The organism is Wenjunlia tyrosinilytica, assembly GCF_014646055.1.
Lineage (GTDB): Bacteria > Actinomycetota > Actinomycetes > Streptomycetales > Streptomycetaceae > Wenjunlia > Wenjunlia tyrosinilytica.
The window spans coordinates 53,826-72,008 of record NZ_BMMS01000002.1 but is presented as its reverse complement, the minus strand read 5'-3'; the positions used below and the strand labels follow the sequence as shown (position 1 = coordinate 72,008).

The 18,183-nt window shown below is 73.4% G+C and carries 13 protein-coding genes, 1 pseudogene and 1 riboswitch; of the genes and pseudogenes, 3 read left to right on the top strand and 11 right to left on the bottom strand.

Going from position 1 to position 18,183, the window contains the following annotated elements:
- Positions 1-139: 139 nt before the first annotated feature.
- Complete coding sequence (locus tag IEY86_RS02585) at positions 140-3,430, top strand: ABC transporter substrate-binding protein (RefSeq protein WP_189129818.1); 3,291 nt, start codon at positions 140-142, stop codon at positions 3,428-3,430.
- Positions 3,431-3,555: 125 nt separating this feature from the next.
- Here IEY86_RS02585 and cobC read toward each other — a convergent pair whose 3' ends face one another.
- From cobC to IEY86_RS02530, 11 genes and pseudogenes are all read right to left on the bottom strand, one after another.
- Positions 3,556-4,587 (bottom strand): Rv2231c family histidinol phosphate aminotransferase CobC, encoded by a 1,032-nt coding sequence (gene cobC, locus IEY86_RS02580; protein ID WP_189130043.1) that lies wholly within the window; start codon positions 4,585-4,587, stop codon positions 3,556-3,558.
- Positions 4,588-4,783: 196 nt separating this feature from the next.
- Positions 4,784-5,248: pseudogene (locus IEY86_RS02575) on the bottom strand (CbiX/SirB N-terminal domain-containing protein); the annotation flags it as partial.
- Positions 5,242-5,652 carry a cobalamin biosynthesis protein gene (locus IEY86_RS02570; RefSeq protein WP_308425093.1) on the bottom strand — a complete coding sequence of 137 codons (411 nt, stop codon included), beginning with the start codon at positions 5,650-5,652 and terminating at the stop codon, positions 5,242-5,244. The pseudogene IEY86_RS02575 and the gene IEY86_RS02570, both read right to left, overlap by 7 nt.
- Positions 5,649-6,998: a cobyrinic acid a,c-diamide synthase CobB gene (locus IEY86_RS02565; protein ID WP_189129817.1), complete on the bottom strand. Its 1,350-nt coding sequence runs from the start codon at positions 6,996-6,998 to the stop codon at positions 5,649-5,651. The genes IEY86_RS02570 and IEY86_RS02565 overlap by 4 nt, the downstream gene beginning before the upstream one ends.
- Positions 6,995-7,591 (bottom strand): cob(I)yrinic acid a,c-diamide adenosyltransferase, encoded by a 597-nt coding sequence (gene cobO, locus IEY86_RS02560; protein ID WP_189129816.1) that lies wholly within the window; start codon positions 7,589-7,591, stop codon positions 6,995-6,997. The genes IEY86_RS02565 and cobO overlap by 4 nt, the downstream gene beginning before the upstream one ends.
- 33 nt (positions 7,592-7,624) lie before the next feature.
- A complete protein-coding gene (locus IEY86_RS02555) occupies positions 7,625-9,826 on the bottom strand; it encodes a putative cobaltochelatase (protein WP_189129815.1) in 2,202 nt (733 codons plus the stop codon).
- Positions 9,827-9,893: 67 nt separating this feature from the next.
- Positions 9,894-11,432 carry a cobyric acid synthase gene (locus IEY86_RS02550; protein ID WP_189129814.1) on the bottom strand — a complete coding sequence of 513 codons (1,539 nt, stop codon included), beginning with the start codon at positions 11,430-11,432 and terminating at the stop codon, positions 9,894-9,896.
- Complete coding sequence (locus tag IEY86_RS02545; protein WP_189129813.1) at positions 11,429-12,460, bottom strand: cobalamin biosynthesis protein; 1,032 nt, start codon at positions 12,458-12,460, stop codon at positions 11,429-11,431. The genes IEY86_RS02550 and IEY86_RS02545 overlap by 4 nt, the downstream gene beginning before the upstream one ends.
- Before the next feature lie 126 nt (positions 12,461-12,586).
- Positions 12,587-12,711, bottom strand: a riboswitch (cobalamin riboswitch).
- Positions 12,712-12,956: 245 nt separating this feature from the next.
- Positions 12,957-13,190: a hypothetical protein gene (locus IEY86_RS02540; RefSeq protein ID WP_189129812.1), complete on the bottom strand. Its 234-nt coding sequence runs from the start codon at positions 13,188-13,190 to the stop codon at positions 12,957-12,959.
- Between the two features lie 12 nt (positions 13,191-13,202).
- The gene (locus IEY86_RS02535) at positions 13,203-14,408 is read right to left on the bottom strand and encodes an inorganic phosphate transporter (RefSeq protein WP_189129811.1); all 1,206 of its coding nucleotides are present in this window, start codon (positions 14,406-14,408) and stop codon (positions 13,203-13,205) included.
- 283 nt (positions 14,409-14,691) lie between these two features.
- Complete coding sequence (locus IEY86_RS02530; RefSeq protein ID WP_189129810.1) at positions 14,692-16,086, bottom strand: NAD(P)/FAD-dependent oxidoreductase; 1,395 nt, start codon at positions 16,084-16,086, stop codon at positions 14,692-14,694.
- A 128-nt stretch (positions 16,087-16,214) separates the two neighbouring features.
- On the opposite strand from IEY86_RS02530, the gene IEY86_RS02525 reads away from it, so the two are divergent.
- On the top strand, positions 16,215-16,919 hold the full coding sequence (locus IEY86_RS02525; RefSeq protein WP_189129809.1) for a class II aldolase/adducin family protein: 705 nt from the start codon (positions 16,215-16,217) through the stop codon (positions 16,917-16,919).
- A gap of 85 nt (positions 16,920-17,004) precedes the next feature.
- Entirely contained in the window at positions 17,005-18,117 is a 1,113-nt protein-coding gene (locus tag IEY86_RS02520) for an alpha/beta hydrolase (protein ID WP_189129808.1), read from the top strand.
- Positions 18,118-18,183 lie beyond the last annotated feature (66 nt).

The window sequence follows — 18,183 nt, the reverse complement described above, 5'->3', positions numbered from 1 at the left end:
GGCCGGACCCACCCGATCCCGCGCGCGCGGCCCCACGCACTACTCTGTTCGCGGGCGCTCGCGACGCCGTGACGTGGCGAGCGCTGGTCACGGGCGGGCGCCGAGAGGCGCGGGGGCATGGCTTATGTCGGGGGCGCGCATGGGTGGGGCGCTGTTCGGAGCGCGCTTCGAACTGCAGAAACTGCTGGGCTCCGGCGGCATGGCCCGCGTCCACCGGGCGCGCGACACCAGGCTGGGGCGCATCGTCGCGCTCAAGACGCTGCATCCCGAGCTGGCCAGGGACCCCGAGGCCCGCAGCAGATTCGCGCGCGAGGCCCGAGCCGCGGCCGCGTTGAACCACCCCGGCATCGTCACCGTCCACGACCAGAACGAAGTCCACGACGAGGACGGCATAGTGCCGTACCTGGTCATGGAGTACATCGACGGCTCCACGCTCGAGGACATCGCCAAGACCGAAGTGCCGATGGACGTCGAACGCGCCGTGCGCATCACCTGCGATGTGCTGGACGCGCTGGCCCACGCGCATTCGCGGGGGACGGTGCACCGCGATGTGAAGCCGTCGAATGTGATGATCACCAAGTCCGGCGCGGTGAAGGTGGCGGACTTCGGCATCGCGCGCGTGGCCGACTCGGTCTCCACCCGGCTGACGGGCACCGGCTTCACCGTGGGAACCCCCGGCTACATGGCGCCCGAGCAGGTGCTCGGGCGCCATGTGGACGCCCGCAGCGATCTGTACGCGGTGGGCTGCATGCTCACCGAACTCCTCACCGGGGAGGTGCCGTTCACCGGCAACTCCGCGCTGAACGTGATGTACCTGCATGTCCACCAGGCCCCGCCGAGCCTGTCCGAGCGCAACCCGCGGGTGCCGAGGGAGCTCGAGGCCGTCGTGCTGGCGGCCCTGGCCAAGGACCCGCAGGAACGTCCGGTCGACGCGGTGACGATGCGGGGCTCCCTGCGGGAGTGGCTGGCGGGACGGCCCGAGGCGGGACGGCCCCAGGCGGGAAGAGCCGACGCCGAGCGGGTGGCCCTGGACAAGGGGGCCGGCGGCGGGGCGGTGGGCGGCAACGCCGTCGGCGGTGGGGCGATCGATGTCCAGGCGGCCGGCGGTGCCGCCGCCGAGGGAGCTCCGGGCAGTGGCGCCGCGGGCAGTGGAGCTTCCGGCAGTGGTGCTTCCGGCAGTGGTGCTTCGGCCGCCGGTTCGGCGGCCAGTGGCAGTTCGGCCACCGGTGGCTACGCGGTCGGCGGCGCTGACGCCAGTGGTGCCGCGGGCAGCGGTGCTGACGCCAGTGGTGCCGCGGGCAGCGGTGCTGACGCCAGTGGTGCCGCGGGCAGCGGTGCTGTCGGCAGTGGGGGTTCGGGCACTCCCGATCCCCGGACGATGTTCCTGTTCGTCAAGGAGGGCGGTCCCGCCGCCGTCTCGGCGGCGGGAGCGGCGGCCGCGGCCGCCGGGGCGGCTGGTCCCCTGCCACCCCACTCCTCGCCGCCCCAGCAGATCCCGGTCCCGCCGTTGAGGGACCCCGGCGCCGTTCACCCCGCCCTGCGGGACATCCGCCCCGGCCCCTCCCCGCTCGCCTACCCGCCGGCGCCGCCCCAGGCGCCCCCCTCCACGCGCGGGGCACGGCGCCGCTGGATGGTCGCGGGCGCCGCGGTCGCCGTCGCGGGGCTGCTGACGACGGCCGCCCTGGTCTTCCATCCGTTCGGCGGAAGCGGCGACACCAAGGACCGCGCCACGAACGACAAGTCCCACGACGGCAAGACCGGGGACATCGTCAAGGACCGCAGGAGCACCAGTGGCTTCAACGGGGCACTGACCGGCGCGGTGAACCCCTCCAAGAAGAAGGGCGGCACTCTCAAGATCGCCTCCGCCTACCCGCCCGACTCGCTCGACCCGGCCCGCTCCTACACCAGCATGGCCTGGAACCTCCAGCGCATCTACCTGCGCAAGCTCGTCGACTACGCACCCATGCCCGGAGAGGCCGGGACGAAGCTCAGGCCGGACCTCGCCACCAGCACCGGTGAGGTCTCCGCCGACGGCAAGACCTACACATTCGAGCTCAAGCGGGGCCTGCGGTTCGAGGACGGCACCACGATCACGTCCAGGGACGTGAAGTACGGCATCGAGCGCACCTTCGCCCAGGACGTCTACGGCACCGGCCCCAGCCACCTGGTGGACCTGCTCGACCAGGGCCAGCACTACCCCGGCCCGTACAAGGACAGCGATCCGCAGAAGCTGGGTCTTCGCTCGGTCACCACTCCGGACGACAGCACGATCGTCTTCAAGCTGAAGGACCCGTTCCCCGACTTCCCCTACGTTCTGGCCATGTCGATCGCGGCCCCCGTGCCCAAGGACAAGGACACGCAGAAGGAGTACGAGAAGAAGCCCGTCGCCAGCGGCCCCTACAAGCTCCAGGCGCCCTTCACCTCCTCCGGCGCCCAGTCCCTGCGCCTGGTCCGCAACGACCAGTGGGACGCCTCCACCGACCCCGTTCGCACCGCCCTGCCCGACGAGATCGAGTTCAGCTTCCCCTCGGGAGGGCAGGACGCGGTGGACCAGGCGCTGCTCAACGGGGAGGTGGACGTCGACGCGGCGCAGCTCGGCGTGGGCGAGACGGCGCAGACCAGCATCCAGAACAGCGACAAGCTCAAGGCGCGGTCCGACGCCGCCTACACCGGCGGAGTGCGCTACTTCAGCATTCAGACCACCGTGCCGCCTTTCGACAACGTCAACTGCCGCCGCGCGGTCGAGTACGCCGTGGACAAGCCCGATATGCGCGCGGTGCTCGGCGGCCGGACCGCCGGGGGAGACATCGCCTCGGGGATGCTCCCGCCCACGATCCGCGGCTTCGACAAGAGCCTCGACCCCTACGGCACCAAGGCCGGTCCGCAGATCCTCGAGGCGAAGCGGTCGCTGGACGCCTGCGACAAGCCGAAGGGCTTCTCCACCAAGCTCGTGGCCAGCTCGGCCAACCCCAGGAACCGCGAAGTCCTCGAGGTCCTTCAGGGGAATCTCAAGAAGGTCGGCATCAAGGCGGACATCGAGATGATCAGCGGCGCCGACTACTACACCAACCTGGGCAGGGCCTCGGTGGTGAAGAAGAAGAAATGGGCCGTCGCGCTCACCGCCTGGTCCTCCGACTGGCCGGCGCCCGCCGGATTCCTGCGCCCCCTCGTCGGCAAGGACAGCGCCTACAACTACTCCGGGCTGGTCGACTGGGACATCGACGGCCTGATGGACGACGCCGAGCGCGAGAAGGACCGGGCCAAGGCGGACAAGACCTGGCGGAAGGTGGACGAGTCCCTGATGTGGGACGCGGTGATGGTGCCGATCATCCATGACCGCCAGCTCAACTACCGCGGTCCGCGCCTGACCAATGCCTACATCCAGCCGGCGCTGGGCGGTATCGACCTCCAGGCGCTCGGGCTGAAGTAGCCGCCCGGGTGCCCGGAGCGCGCCGGGCGCCCGGGGCCGCATCGGAGCCCCGGCGGACACGTCGGGCAGACCCCGGCGGACACGCCGGGCCGAAAGGACCGGTCCCCGGCGTCCTCCAAGGGGTCTCAGAGAGCGAGGACTTCCGCGAGCGCGGCGCAGAGCCGGTCCGTGGTCGCCCGGTCCCTCACCGCGATCCGAAGCCAGTCCTCCCCGAGGCCGGGAAAGGTGTCGCCCCTGCGCACGGCGAAACCGCGCTCCCGCAGCCGCCGCCTCACCGCCGCCGCGCCCGGTGTCCGCACCAGGACGAACGACGCCGCGGGGGAGCCGGGCACCTCCACCGCCTCCAACCGCCCGAGCCGCTCGACCAGATGGGCCCGGTCGCCGACAAGGCTCCGTGCCGACTGCTCCGCCTCGGCCAGCGCCGACGGGGAACAGCAGGCCTCGACCGCCGCGAGCGCGGGGGTGGACACCGGCCACAGCGGCTGGGCACGCTCCAGCCGTCCGAGGGTGCCGGACGGCCCCAGCGCATAGCCGACCCGAAGCCCGGCCAGCCCCCAGGTCTTGGTGAGGCTGCGCAGGACCACCAGGCCCGGCACATGCCGCCACGAGGCCAGTGACTCGGCCTCGCCCGGCACGGTGTCCATGAACGCCTCGTCCACGACGAGCGTGCGTCCCGGCCGGGCCAGGGAGGCGATGGCGGGGGCCGGGTGCAGGACCGAGGTGGGGTTGGTGGGGTTGCCCACGACGACCAGATCGGCGTCCTCGGGGACGGCCGCGTTGTCGAGCCGGAAGCCGTCCTCCTCGCGCAGCAGGACCCGTTCCACCGCGTGGCCCGCGTCCCGCAGGGCCGCCTCCGGCTCGGTGAACTGCGGGTGGACCACCACCGCGTGGCGGGGTTCCAGGGCGCGGGCCAGCAGGACGAACGCCTCGGCGGCGCCCGCGGTGAGCAGGACCTCGTCGACGGGGCGGCGGTGGCGCACGGCCACCGCCTCACGGGCCGCCCGTCCGTCCGGATAGGCCGCCAGATCGCCGAGCGACGCCGCGAGCCGCTTGGCCAGCCAGGGGGGAGGAGTGCCCCAGCGGACGTTCACGGCCAGGTCGGTCAGGCCGTCGCCGACCTCCGTGTCGCCGTGATGGCGCAGATCGAAGGCCTCCATGACCCCGACCTCCCCGGCGACCTCGAACTCCGCCTTCGCGACTCCCGCTTCGGCGGCCTCCGCTTCGGCGGGGTCCACGTCCGCGAAGCCCGCTGCCATGCACCCTGGGGACTCCGGCTCAGCGGGCGCGTGCACGGCTGTCCATGCCGTCGGGGCCGTCGGGGCCGTCGGGGTCGTCGGCGGCCCCCTCGTCCTCGTCCTCCTCCGGGCCGACAGCGGCGGCGAAGCGCAACTCGACCTCCGGGTGGGCCTCCGCCCAGCCCTCCGCCTGAAGCCGGGCCCGCCGGCTGAGGGCCTCGTCGGCGAGGAGGAACGGCACCAGGACAACGCGCCGCGCGCCGAGCAGGTGGCAGCGGTCGAGTCCGGCCGGGACGTCCGGCGCGGCGACCGACACGAACGCCGTCTCGACACCCGCGAGCCCCCGGCCCTCCCACAGCAGCCGGGCCACCCTGCACAGCTCCGCGTTCGCCTCCGGGTCGGTCGAGCCCCGGCCGACGAGCAGAACCGTGGTGGCGGCCCGGTCCCCCGGGCTTCTGCGGGCGGAGCCCGGCGCAAAGGAGCCGGACGCGTCGCGGTGCGGGGCCTCGGCGTCCTGCGTGGCGCCGAGGGCCGCGTCGATACGGCGCTCGAGGGCGGAGAGCGGAGCTGGCGGGTTCACGGGTGGTTCTCCTTGCTGGGGTGTTCTGCCGTACGCGCCACGGCGATGGTGCACAGAGCGGGACCGTTGGACGGGCTGGACCTCCGCTTCGGGACGAGAAGGTGGGCTCCAGTCTCGATGAGGGCCGCCGCCTCGCAGACGCTGGGGGTCCCCACGGCGGCGAGCGCGGCGTCGGAGGGGTTGGGCACGTTCACCGCCGCAAGCGCCGCCGCGGAGTGGGTGACGAGCGGGACGCCGAGTACCCGGGCGGCCTCGACCAGCCCCTCCTCGTCGCCCTTGCCTTCCACCGTGGCCAGACGGCCGACGGCCCGCAGCTCAAGCCCGAGGCCGGCCAGGGTGTCCTGGACCAGGTCGAGCAACTCCTCGGCGGTGACGCCCCGGGAGGCACCGACCCCGACGACGATCACCGGAGGGCGCGTTCGACGAGCCGCTGGGCGATCAGCGGTGCTCCGGCCCAGTGCACATGCAGATAGGAGGCGTGCACATTGCCTTCGGCGAACCCCTCCGCCAGACGCCGCGGATGCACCACGCCCCAGGCCGGGTTCGGGCCCGAGCCCGGTTCGCACACCGTGCGGTGGAACTCATGGCCGCGCACCCTGGTGCCGGCCGGTGCCAGCACGTTGTCCCGTACGGCCACCGCCTCGCGGTAGCCGAGGGTGAGCCGTTCCGTCATCCGGGCCTCGGCGTCGAGGACGCCGCACATGGGCCTGCCGTCCAGCGAGCGCGACAGATAGAGCAGCCCGGCGCATTCGGCGGCGACGGGCGCCCCAGAGGCGGCCAGATCGGCGACGGCCTTGCGCAGCGGCTCGTTGGCCGACAGCTCCGGCGTGTACACCTCGGGGAAGCCGCCGCCGACGACCAGTGCGCCCACGCCGTCCGGCAGGCCCTCGTCGCGCAGCGGATCGAACGGGACCACCTCGGCGCCCGCGGCCTCCAGCAGTTCGGTGTGCTCCGCGTAGGAGAAGGTGAATGCCGCGCCGGACGCGACCGCGATCCTGGGACGGCGCGCCGCACGGGTGACCTCGGCTTCAGGCTCCCAGGGGGAGTCGGGCAGCCAGGGGGCACTGCGGGCCAGCGCCAGCAGCGCGTCCAGATCGCAGGAGCGGCGCACCTGTCCGGCCAGTCGGCGCACCGCCTCCACGGCGTCCTGACGGCGCTCCGCCACCGGTACCAGGCCGAGGTGGCGGCTCGGGGTCCCCACCGACTGCTCGCGCCGAAGCGCCCCCAGCACCGGCACCCCCGAGTGGTCCAGCGCCTCACGCATCAGTTCCTCGTGCCGCTCGGAGCCCACCTTGTTGAGGATCACCCCGGCGAGGCGCACCTCGGGGTCCCACGAGGCGAAGCCGTGCACCAGCGCCGCCACCGAACGGGACTGGGAGGAACCGTCCACGACCAGGACGACGGGAGCGCGCAGAAGCTTGGCCACATGCGCGGTGGAGGCAAGCTCGCCGAAGCCGGTCGCCCCGTCGAACAGGCCCATCACCCCCTCCACCACCGCCAGGTCCGCTCCCCGGGCGCCGTGCGCGAACAGCGGCGCGACGCGTTCGGGGCCGCAGATGTACGCGTCGAGGTTGCGGCCGGGGCGTCCGGTGGCGAGGGCGTGGTAGCCGGGGTCGATGTAGTCCGGGCCCACCTTGTGCGGGGAGACCTCCAGTCCGCGTTCGGCGAACGCGGCCATCAGACCCGTGGCCACCGTGGTCTTGCCGCTTCCGCTGGACGGCGCGGCGATGACCAGGCGGGGGAGCGGGTTCACCACTCGATACCTCTCTGGCCCTTCTGGCCGGTGTCCATCGGGTGCTTGACCTTGGTCATCTCCGTCACCAGGTCGGCCGCGTCGAGCAGTTCCCGGGGGGCGTTGCGCCCGGTGATCACCACATGCTGGGTGCCGGGGCGGTCCCGGAGCACGTGGACGACCTCCTCGGTCGGCACCCAGCCCCAGTGCATCGGGTAGGCGAACTCATCCAGCACCAGCAGCCTGTAGGTCTCGGCGGCGATGTCGCGCTTGACCTGCTCCCAACCCTCGCGGGCCGCCTCCTCGCTGTCCGCCAGGTCGCGCTGCACCCAGGACCAGCCCTCGCCCATCTTGTTCCAGACGACGGTGCCGCCCTCGCCGCTGGCGCCGAGTATGCGAAGGGCGCGCTCCTCGCCGACCTTCCACTTGGCGGACTTGACGAACTGGAACACTCCGATGGGCCACCCCTGGTTCCAGGCGCGCAGCGCCAGCCCGAAGGCGGCGGTGGACTTGCCCTTGCCGGGTCCGGTGTGGACCAGCAGAAGGGGGCGGTTGCGGCGCTGCCGCGTCGTCAGGCCGTCGTCGGGGACGACGGCGGGCTTGCCTTGGGGCATTGCGGGGCCCTTTCGTGTTCTTCGCTCCGCCGCTCAGGCGGCTGATCTCATCGTGTTCCGGCTGTCCCTCACCAATGCGGCCACGCCCTCGGCACGCAGGTCCTCCAGCCGTACGGCGGTCGCGTTCAGGTCCACGGCCAGGGTCTGGGCCAGGCCCAGCCGGACCGGTCCGCTCTCGCAGTCCAGGACGATCGACGCCGTGCCTCTGGCGGCCAGCAGACCGGCGGCGCGGCGGGCGTCGCCGAGCGCGTCCTCGCCCCCCGTGGCGCGGCCGTCCGTGACCACCACGACCAGCGGGCGCCGCTGCGGATCGCGCAGCCGTTCCACCGCCAGCACCTCGTGCGCCCGCAGCAGGCCCGCCGCCAGCGGGGTGCGGCCACCGGTCGGCAGCCGGTCCAGGCGGGCCGCCCCCACCTCCACCGAGGAGGTGGGAGGCAGGGCCAGATCGGCCTCCCGTCCCCGGAAGGTGATCAGTCCGACCTTGTCCCGGCGCTGATAGGCGTCCAGCAGGAGAGAGAGGACCGCGCCCTTGACCGCGCTCATCCGCTTGCGGGCCGCCATCGAGCCCGAGGCGTCCACGACGAAGAGCACGAGATTGGACTCGCGCCCCTCGCGGACGGGTTCGCGCAGATCGTCACGGCGCACCACGAGGGCACGGCCGGTCCTGCCCCTGGCGTGCTGGTGCGGCGCCGCCGCCCGGAGGGTGGCCGTCAGATGGAGCCTGGCCAGCGCGCCGGAGGGGCGACGCGAACGGATGGTGTGCCCGCCGTCCGTCTCGGCCCGCGAACGGCGGCCCTGGGCGCCCCGCCCGAGGCCCGGGACCTTGAACAGCTTGGTGCGGAACGGGTCCGCGGCCGCGACGGGAGAGGAACGCGGTGCTGTGCGGCCGGGGTCCTGCGCGCCGTTCTCGGAGGGGGCGCCCTGCGGGGGGACCGAGGGCTGCGAGGCACTGTCGAGCGGCGCCTCCTGGCCCGCGTCCGGACCACCGTCGCCGGGAGCCCCGCCACCGGGACCACCGTCGGGACCGCCCCCGTCGGGACCGCCCCCGTCGGGACCGCCCCCGTCGGGACCGCCCCCGTCGGGACCGCCTCCGTCCGGACCGGCGTCGTCAGGACCGCCCTCGGGGCCGTCAGGACCGTCCGGCCCGGGGTCCGGGTCGTCGTCCTCGAACTGCTCCAGGGTCTCGTCCAACTGCCGCTGGTCCAGCCCCGGGGCGTCGAAGGGATTCCTGCGCCGCCGGTGCGGCAGCGCCAGCTGAGCCGCGGTGCGCACATCCTCCGCGTCGACCTCGGTGCGCCCCGCCCATGCCGCCAGTGCCACCGCGGTGCGGGCCATGACGATGTCCGCGCGCAGCCCGTCCACCTCGAAGGCGGCGCAGACCGCGGTGATCCGACGCAGTGCCGTGTCGGTGAGGACGACCTGCGGCAGTAGGGCGCGCGCCCGGGTGATGCGCTCGGCCAGCGACCGTTCCTCCTGCGCCCAGCGCGCGGCGAAGGCCTCGGGGTCCGCGTCGTAGGCGAGACGGCGGCGCACCACCTCGGCCCTCTCCTGCGGGTCCCGTGTCGCCGCGATCTCCACCGTGAGCCCGAACCGGTCGAGCAGCTGCGGGCGCAGCTCGCCCTCCTCGGGGTTCATCGTCCCGACGAGCAGGAAGCGGGCCGCGTGCCGGACGGAGACGCCCTCGCGCTCGACGAAGGACTGCCCCATCGCCGCCGCGTCGAGCAGGAGGTCCACGAGGTGGTCGTGGAGGAGGTTGACCTCGTCGATGTAGAGGACACCGCGGTGCGCCTGCGCCAGCAGGCCCGGCTCGTAGGCCTTCACCCCCTCGGACAGCGCCCGCTCGAGGTCCAGCGAGCCGACGACGCGGTCCTCGGAGACACCCACGGGCAGCTCGACGAGGTTGGCGGGGCGGCTCCGGCCGGGCGCCCCGGCCTTCTGCGGGTCCCTCTCCTGCGGGTCGGCCTCCTGCGGATCTTTCTCCCGCGGGCCCGCCTCGTGCGGACCGTCCGGGCACCTGCGGTCCGGTGACGCCGGGTCGCAGGCGAACCGGCATCCCTCGACCACGTCGATGGACGGCAGAAGGCCGGCGAGCGCGCGCACCATCGTCGACTTGGCGGTGCCCTTCTCACCCCTGACGAGGACCCCGCCGACCGACGGCGACACCGCGTTGAGGAGCAGGCCGAGCCGAAGCTCCTCCATACCGACGATCGCGGTGAACGGGTAGTGCGGGCTCATGCGCGCCCCGCCCGGCGACGGGCACTGCCCTCGCCCGTCGCGCGCCGTGTGGTGGTTCGCTCGCTCATCAGTGGTTCCCCTCGGGTCGCGTGGGTACGGCCGGTGCCCCCGGTGCGATGAAGGGGAGTCCGTCCGGGATGCCGTCCTCGATCAGGCGCAGGAGCGCGTCGGTGTCGGCGTGTTCCTCGATCAGGTCGCCGAGGCGGTCGAGCTGTTCCTCGCGCAGCTCGCCGAAGCGGGTGTCGGGCGCGGGGACGAAGGACCGCCCGGCGTCGGCCGCCACCCGCGTCAGGAAGGCCCGCCGGAAGGCGTCGTTCTCCAGCGCCCCGTGCCAGGTCGTGCCCCACACGGAGCCCTCGCGGCAGCCGTCGAGGAAGGGCTCGCCGCCGAGCACGTCCACCACGCCGTGGTGGATCTCGTAGCCGTGGACCCGTTCGCCCAGCGCCTCGCCCACCGGGCGGGCCAGGGTCTTGTCCGCGGCGAACACCGTGCGGGTCGGCAGCAGGCCGAGACCCGGCACCTCACCGGTCCTGGACTCGACATCGTCCTCGATCCGCTCGCCGAGGAGCTGGTAGCCGCCGCAGATGCCGAGGACGGGGCGGCCCTCGGCGGCGCGGCGCGCCACGGCGTCGGCGAGACCGCGCGCCCGCAGCCACTCCAGCGCGCGCACGGTGCCGCGGGTGCCCGGCAGCACCACGAGATCGGCGTCGGCCAGTTCCTCGGGGCGGTCCACGAACCGCACGGCGACGCCCGGCTCGGCGGCCAGCGCGTCGACGTCCGTGAAGTTCGACATCAACGGCACGGCGGCCACGGCGACCCGCAGCACCTGCGCGCCGTGCGGCGGCGACACCGCGCTCTCGCGCACCGATCCCCGCAGCGACAGCCGCAGGCCGTCCTCCTCGTCGATGCCCAGCCCGTGGAGCATCGGGAGCACCCCGACGGTCGGCCGCCCGGTCAGGCCGCGCAGCATCTCCAGGCCCGGTTCCAGCAGCGTCACATCGCCCCGGAACTTATTGATCACGAATCCCGCGATGTGCCGCTGGTCCTCCGGCGACAGCAGGGCGACGCTGCCGAAGAGCGAGGCGAAGACCCCGCCCCGGTCGATGTCGCCGACCAGCACGACCGGGAGCGCCGCCCGGGTGGCCAGGCCCATGTTGACGATGTCGGTGTGCCGAAGATTGATCTCCGCGGGGCTTCCCGCGCCCTCGCAGATGACCGCGTCGTACTCACGGCGCAGCTCGTCCAGGCAGTCCAGCACCGTGCCCATCAGGTCCTGCCGGCGCCCCTGGTGGTAGCCGCGGGCGCTCAGCTCGCCCACCGGCCTGCCGAGGAGGACCACCTGGCTGCTGCGGTCGCTGCCGGGCTTGAGCAGGACGGGGTTCATCGCCGCCGTCGGCTCGATCCGGGCGGCCTGCGCCTGCATGGCCTGCGCCCGGCCGATCTCCGCGCCCTCCCGGGTGACGAAGGAGTTGAGCGACATGTTCTGCGCCTTGAACGGGGCGACCCGCACCCCCTTGCGCACGAGCCAGCGGCAGATCCCCGCCGTCACCACGCTCTTGCCGGCGTCCGAGGTCGTCCCAGCGACCAGCAGCCCCCCACCGCTCACCGCGGCCCCCTCCTCGTGCCCGGCCCGCTTGCCCGGCCACCGGCCCTGGCGTTCGGCCCGGTCCTGGCGTTCGGCCCGCTCGTCGTGCTCCGCCCGATCCTCGCCCGCGCCACCGCGAACCTGCCCAGCACCGAAGCGCCCAACGCCAGCGCGCCGACGCGGCGTGAGAGCCGCACGGCCCGCTCGACGTCCGCGACCGCCACCGGGCGGCCCTCACCGCCGAGCACCGGCCGGTGCTCGACCCTGCCGCCGTAGGCGAGCGTGCCGCCCAGCCTCACCCCCAGGGCGCCCGCGAAGGCGGCCTCGGCGTGTCCGGCGTTCGGGCTCGGGTGGCTCGCGGCATCCCGGCGCCACACCCGCCACGCCCCGGCGGGATCGGGACCGGCAAGGGTGGCCAGTGCGGCCGTCAGCCGTGCCCCCGGCCAGCCCACGACGTCGTCGAGGCGGGCCGAGGCCCAGCCGAAACGCCGGTATCTCGGCGATGTGTGACCCACCATCGCGTCGAGGGTGTTGACCGCGCGGAAGCCCAGCAGCCCCGGTACTCCTGCCAGCGCGCCCCAGACCAGGGCGCCCACCACCGCGTCGGAGGTGTTCTCGGCGACGGACTCGACCACGGCCCTGGCCATCTGATCGGCGTCCAGCGCCTGCGGATCGCGCCCGCACAGATGCGGCAGCCGCCGCCTCGCCGCGGTGAGGTCCCCGGCATCCAGCGCGGCGGCGATGATCCGGGCCTCACGGCCGAGCGAGGTTCCGCCGAGGACGGCCCAGGTGGCGGCGGCGGTGAGTGCGGCGCCCGGCAGCGCCCCTCGGGTGCGGGAGGCCAGCAGGGCGGAGGCCGCCGCGACCGTGCCCGCGCACACGGCGGTGTGCAGGGCTCCCGCGCCTCGGTGGTCGTGCCACAGGCGCCGCTCCACCGCGGAAGCGGCCCTCCCGAAGGCGGCCACCGGATGGGCGCGGCGGGGGTCGGCGAAGACGAGGTCGCCGAGGAAGCCGGCGGCGGCGCCGGCTCCGAAGACTCCTGGCTGCATCCGCGTCAGCCCGTCAGGGAGCCTCGTGCGGCGGCCGGGGGCAGGCTGGGCGTGGTCGGCGGGTGCCGGGCATGGCGGTTGTCCTCACTCAGGGTCCGCGCCCTGGTTCGACGTAACCGGCGGTGAGAGTCTCCTGGCTCCCGGATCGGCGCGTCCTCCGGTCTTCCAGCCGAGTGGACCGTGACCGTGTCATGGAGGGGCGCTCCCCGGTGACAGTGGCGGGACCGCGCCGGATTCTCACCGGCTTCCTCCCCTGCCGCCGTTTGGCGGCTCCGATACCACCACGCAGCGGGAACGGCCGTCAACCTCACTGTGACCTGCGGCGCGAGGTGTGCGGGAACGCACACGGGGGGTGCGCCGGGCGGCGCGCGACCGAGCCGCACGGCCTGCCGGTGTGCCACCGGAATGCCACCGGGGTGCGCGGGCGTGGTGAGCGGGGGTGCGCCACGGCCGCGGACGGCTCGGGCGCACCCCGCTCACCGGGGGACGTCGGTCGTCAGTTGACGATGATCCAGATCCCGTAGGCGACGGCCGCCGCGCACAGGGCGAAGCAGGTGTAGGCGCCGGTGCGGGCGAGGGCGGCGGAACCGCCGGAGACGGCCACCTGGTCCGGGGTCTCCTCGGTCCTGGAGAGCCAGACGATGCCGAGGGTGAACAGGCCCACCAGACCGACGGTCACGCCGACGCTGACGCCGAAGACCTGGCCGAGGGCAGCCCAGTCGATGCTCATGGATGGTCTTCCTTAGACGGTCGGCGCGGTGGCCCGGGAGGGCTCGGCGGTCGGAACGTTGACCTTGGCCGGAGCGGGGTTGGGGGCGACGTCGACGGGCTGGACGATGAGGTCCGGAAGCTCGTTGACGTTGCTCGCGTGCACCGGCTTGCGGCGCGAGGCGTACCAGATGCCCGCGCAGGCGGCGGCGGCCAGTACGGCGACGGCGCAGACTCCGACGCTGCCCTGGTCGGCGAGGAGCGCGGCTCCCGCGGCGACGGTTCCGGCCGCCGGCAGGGTCAGGCCCCAGGCGGCGAGCATGCGGCCCGCGGTGCTCCAGCGCACGCTGGCGCCCTTGCGGCCCACGCCGGAGCCCAGGATCGAGCCGGAGCACACCTGGGTGGTGGAGAGCGCGAAGCCGATGTGCGAGGAGGACAGGATCACCGCGGCGGCGCCGGTCTGGGCGGAGAAGCCCTGCGGGGGCGCGATGTCGGTGATGCCCCTGCCCATCGTGCGGATGATCCGCCAGCCACCGATGTAGGTGCCGAGTGCTATGGCCGTACCGGCCGAGACGATCACCCACAGCGGGGGGTCGGAGTGCGGGGAGACGGCACCGCCGGTGATCAGGGCGAGGGTGATGACACCCATCGTCTTCTGGGCGTCGTTGGTGCCGTGGGCGAGGGAGACCAGGCCGGCCGAGGCTATCTGCCCGGCGCGGTAGCCCTTCGCGGTGGCCTTCTCGTCGGCCTTGCGGCCGAGGCGGTAGGTCAGGCGGGTCGCGGCCGCCGCGGCGAGGCCCGCGACGATCGGGGCGCAGACGGCGGGAATGAGGACCTTCATGACCACCGCGTCACCGTGCACGCCGGAGGGGCCGACGGCGACGAGGGTGGCGCCGATCAGACCGCCGAAGAGGGCGTGCGAGGAACTGGACGGCAGTCCTGCGAGCCAGGTCAGCAGGTTCCACACGATCGCGCCGACGAGCCCGGCGAAGATCACCTCGGGTCTGATGCCGGACCCCTCGTCGATGATCCCGCCGGAGATGGTCTTGGCCACCTCCACGGACAGGAAGGCGCCGACGAGGTTGAGCACAGCGGACATGGCGACCGCGACCTTGGGCTTGAGTGCCCCTGTCGAGATGGTCGTTGCCATGGCGTTGGCTGTGTCGTGGAAGCCGTTCGTGAAGTCGAACACGAGAGCCGTAATGATCACGATCCCGATGAGAAGCGTGATGTGTTCCATGCACCCAGGCAATCATTCAGAGGGGTTGGTGACGGTAGCGAAGGTAGGGACCCTGAGTGAACGGAAGATGAACTAGGTCTGTCCTGGTGGTGCTCGGGTTGAGCGCTCCCATGGTTTTGCGGCTTTTGCCCGCATATATCATGCATGTCAGCGTCGTCTGCGGGGGTGTCAGGAGCCCCTGCGCGGACCGCCGGTGAGCCCTCGGGCAAAGGACGTCGGACCCGTCGGCGTTCGCTGAGCCCAACGGGGTCCCCAACCGCCCTGGAATCGAACGCCGGAGGGCTCAGTGCCGCCCGGAGATCCGGTCGGCGACCCTCGCCAGCGGCGCGGTGTCCGCCCGCCCCGCCAGCTCCTGGCGGTCGGCCGCGCGGTAGGCCGCGTACAGGCCGTGCACCCCGAGCCAGCGCAATGGCTCCGGCTCCCACCGCCGCACCCGGTGCCCCACCCACGGCAGTGCGGTCAGCTCGGTCCTCCCGCCCTGCCCGGAGTCCTGCTGGACCAGGTCGCGCAGGGTCCTGGCCGCCAGGTTCGCCGTCGCGACCCCGCTGCCGACATAGCCGCCCGCCCAGCCGAGGCCGGTCGCGCGGTCCAGGTCGACGCTCGCGCACCAGTCGCGGGGCACACCGAGCACCCCCGACCAGGCATGGTCGATCGCGGCCGAGGCCGTCGAGGGGAAGAAGCGGACCAGGATCTCGCGCAGCGCCTCGACCGTCCTGTCCTGGGTGCGCCCGTCGTTGTCCGTCCGCGATCCGAACCGGTAGGGGATGCCCCGACCGCCGAGCGCGATCCGGTCGTCCGCCGTGCGCTGCGCGTACATATAGGCGTGCGCCATGTCGCCCAGGGTCTCGCGGCCCTCCCAGCCGATCTCCTCCCACACCTCGGCGGGCAGCGGCTCGGTGGCGATCATCGAGGAGTTCATGGGCAGCCAGGCCCGCTTGCTGCCCTTGATCCCCGCGGTGAAGCCCTCCGTGCAGCGCAGGACATAGGGGGCCCGCACGGTGCCGTGCGGGGTGAGCACGTGCTTCGGCCGGATCTCGGTGACCGGAGTCGACTCGTGGACGGTCACTCCCAGCGCCTCCACCGCGTCGGCCAGGCCGCGCACCAGCTTGGCCGGGTGGATCCTGGCGCCGTGCGGGGTCCAGCTTCCGCCGAGCGCCCGCGCCACACGGATGCGCCCGGCCGTCTCCCGGGCGGACAGCAGCACCCGGTCCTTCTCGCCGAACGCCACCTCCGCCTCGTGGAACGCCCTGAGCCGGGCGAGCTGGGCGGGGGAGTACGCCACCTCCAGGACACCGCCCTTGACGATGTCGGCGTCGATGGCCTCCTCGGCGCAGACGCGGACCACCTCGTCCACGGTCTCGTTCATCGCCCGCTGGAGGTCCGCCGCCGCCTCGCGGCCGTGCAGCCCGGCGTAACGGTCGCGGCCCGCGATGCCGTTGTAGAGCCAGCCGCCATTGCGGCCCGAGGCGCCGTACCCGCAGAACTCCGCCTCCAGCACCGTGATCCTCAGGAACGGCACGGCCTTCTTCAGGTAGTACGCCGTCCACAGACCCGTGTATCCGCCGCCGACGACGCACACATCGGCGCTGCCGTCGCCCGGCAGCGGCTCCCGGCGTGGCGGCACGCCCGTCTGCGCGTACCAGAAGGAGATGCCGCCGTTGACGGTGGTACTGCCCATGGGATTCGCCCTGCCCTGATCGGATCGTTGCCGGGACGCTACGTGACCCCATCACTGCGATCAATGGACACAGTGGAAGACATGGCCGGAGGATCGATGCGACTCGTAGGCCACCGTAGGGTTCGCCCATGGAATCGAAGCCGGACGCCGACCCGGAGGTCGAACCCGACATGGCACAGGACGATGTGGAGCGGGCCTGGGCCGGTGTCGCCGCCACCGCGCGGCGCACGGTCGCCGAAGGGCTCGTCGTGGGTACCTCGGGCAATGTCTCCGCCCGCGTCGGCGACCTCGTCGTCGTCACCCCCACCGGAGTGCGGTACGACGCACTCGGCCCCGACGACCTGGCGGTGGTGGACCTCGACGGCAGGCAGGTGCGGGGGCGGCTGCGCCCCACCAGCGAACTGCCCATGCACCTGGCGCTCTACCGGCACACCCCCGCGCGCGCCGTGGTGCACACCCACGCCGTGCACGCGACCGCCGTCTCCACCCTCGTCGACGAGCTGCCCGCCATCCACTACATGACCGCCGCCCTCGGCGGCATCGTCCGGGTCGCTCCCTACGCCACCTACGGCACGCGGGAACTGGCCGACGCCATGCTCACCGCCCTGCGCGACCGGACCGGATGCCTGCTGCGCAACCACGGCACCGTCACCTACGGCGCCGACCTCGACTCCGCCTACGCCCGCACCGAGCAGCTCGAGTGGATGTGCAGGGTCTGGCTCGCCGCCAGGAGCGCGGGCAATCCCAGCCTGCTTCCTGGGTATGAGATCGAGCATGTGGTGGAGAGACTGCGCACCTACGGCCAACCGTCCCAGCGCCCTTCGGGCCAGTAGCCGCAAGGCCGCCGGCGCCCGGCGTCACCCGGCCGCACCGCGCCGGGTGGCCCCCCGCCGGGCGGAGCCGGAGACTGTACCCACTATGCGATGGGGTACAGCGGCAGCCGTCACGGCCGCCACGGCGGCGGGTGCGGGCGCGGCCGCGATAGCGGCCGGGCGGTACGTCTGCGACATCGCCCTCAAGCCCCCCAAGTACGGGCCGCCGGGGACCGAGGAGGTCACGGTCCACAGCACCGCCGCCGGGCAGGTCACCATCAGCCGCACCCCCGCGACCTCCCGGCCGGGACGGTACGCGCTCACCGGAGCCGCCACCCACGCCGTGGTGGGCGAGGTGATCTCCACCTCCGCCGACTCCGTCACCCGGCGCCTCGTGAGCGTCGTCCGAGGTGTCCTCCCCACCGGCACCCGGGTCCTGTTCAGCCCGCAGGTGTACACCGGCGACCCCCGCTCCGCGCTGGACCTGGACTACGAGGAAGTGAAGATCCAGGGGGAGCTCGGGCCGATGCCCGCCTGGTACCTGCCCGGACTGCGCCAGGTGTGGGTGATCACCGCCCACGGGCTCGGCGCCACCCGCGAGCAGCCGCTGTCGATCCTCCCCGACCTCCAGGCCCTCGAAGTGCCCGTCCTCGACATCAGCTACCGCAACGACCCCGGCGCGCCCCGGTCCCCGGACCATCTCGGCCACCTCGGCGACACCGAGTGGCGCGACCTGGACGCGGCGATGCGCTTCGCCGTGGAGGAGGGCGCCACGGGGCTCGTCCTGTACGGCTGGTCGGTCGGCGCCACCATGGCGCTGCTGGCGGCCGACCGCTCGCACCTGCGCGGGGCGGTGCGCGGCCTGGTGCTCGACTCGCCCATCCTGGACTGGCAGCTGACCCTGCGCAGGAGAGCGGCCGCCCTCGGGGTGCCCGGGCCGCTCCTGCCCCTGGGCGTGCGCGCCTGCGAAGGGCGCACCGGGCTGCACGGCGACCGGCTCGCCCAGGCGGCGAATCCGCGGACACTCAACCTGCCCACGCTCATCCTGCACGGCCCGGACGACACCATCGCCCCCTGGCAGCCCTCGCGGGAGCTGGCCGACGCCCGCCCGGACCGCGTGGTCCTGCACAGCGTGTCCCGGGCGGAGCACGCCGCCATGTGGAACGCCGACCCCGACTACCCCGACGTGGTCCGCCGCTTCCTCGTCCCGCTCGTGTGAGATCGGCGCCGGAAGGGGTGTGAACCCGGCGCCGCACGTACTCGTTTGGGATTCCGGGCCAAGACC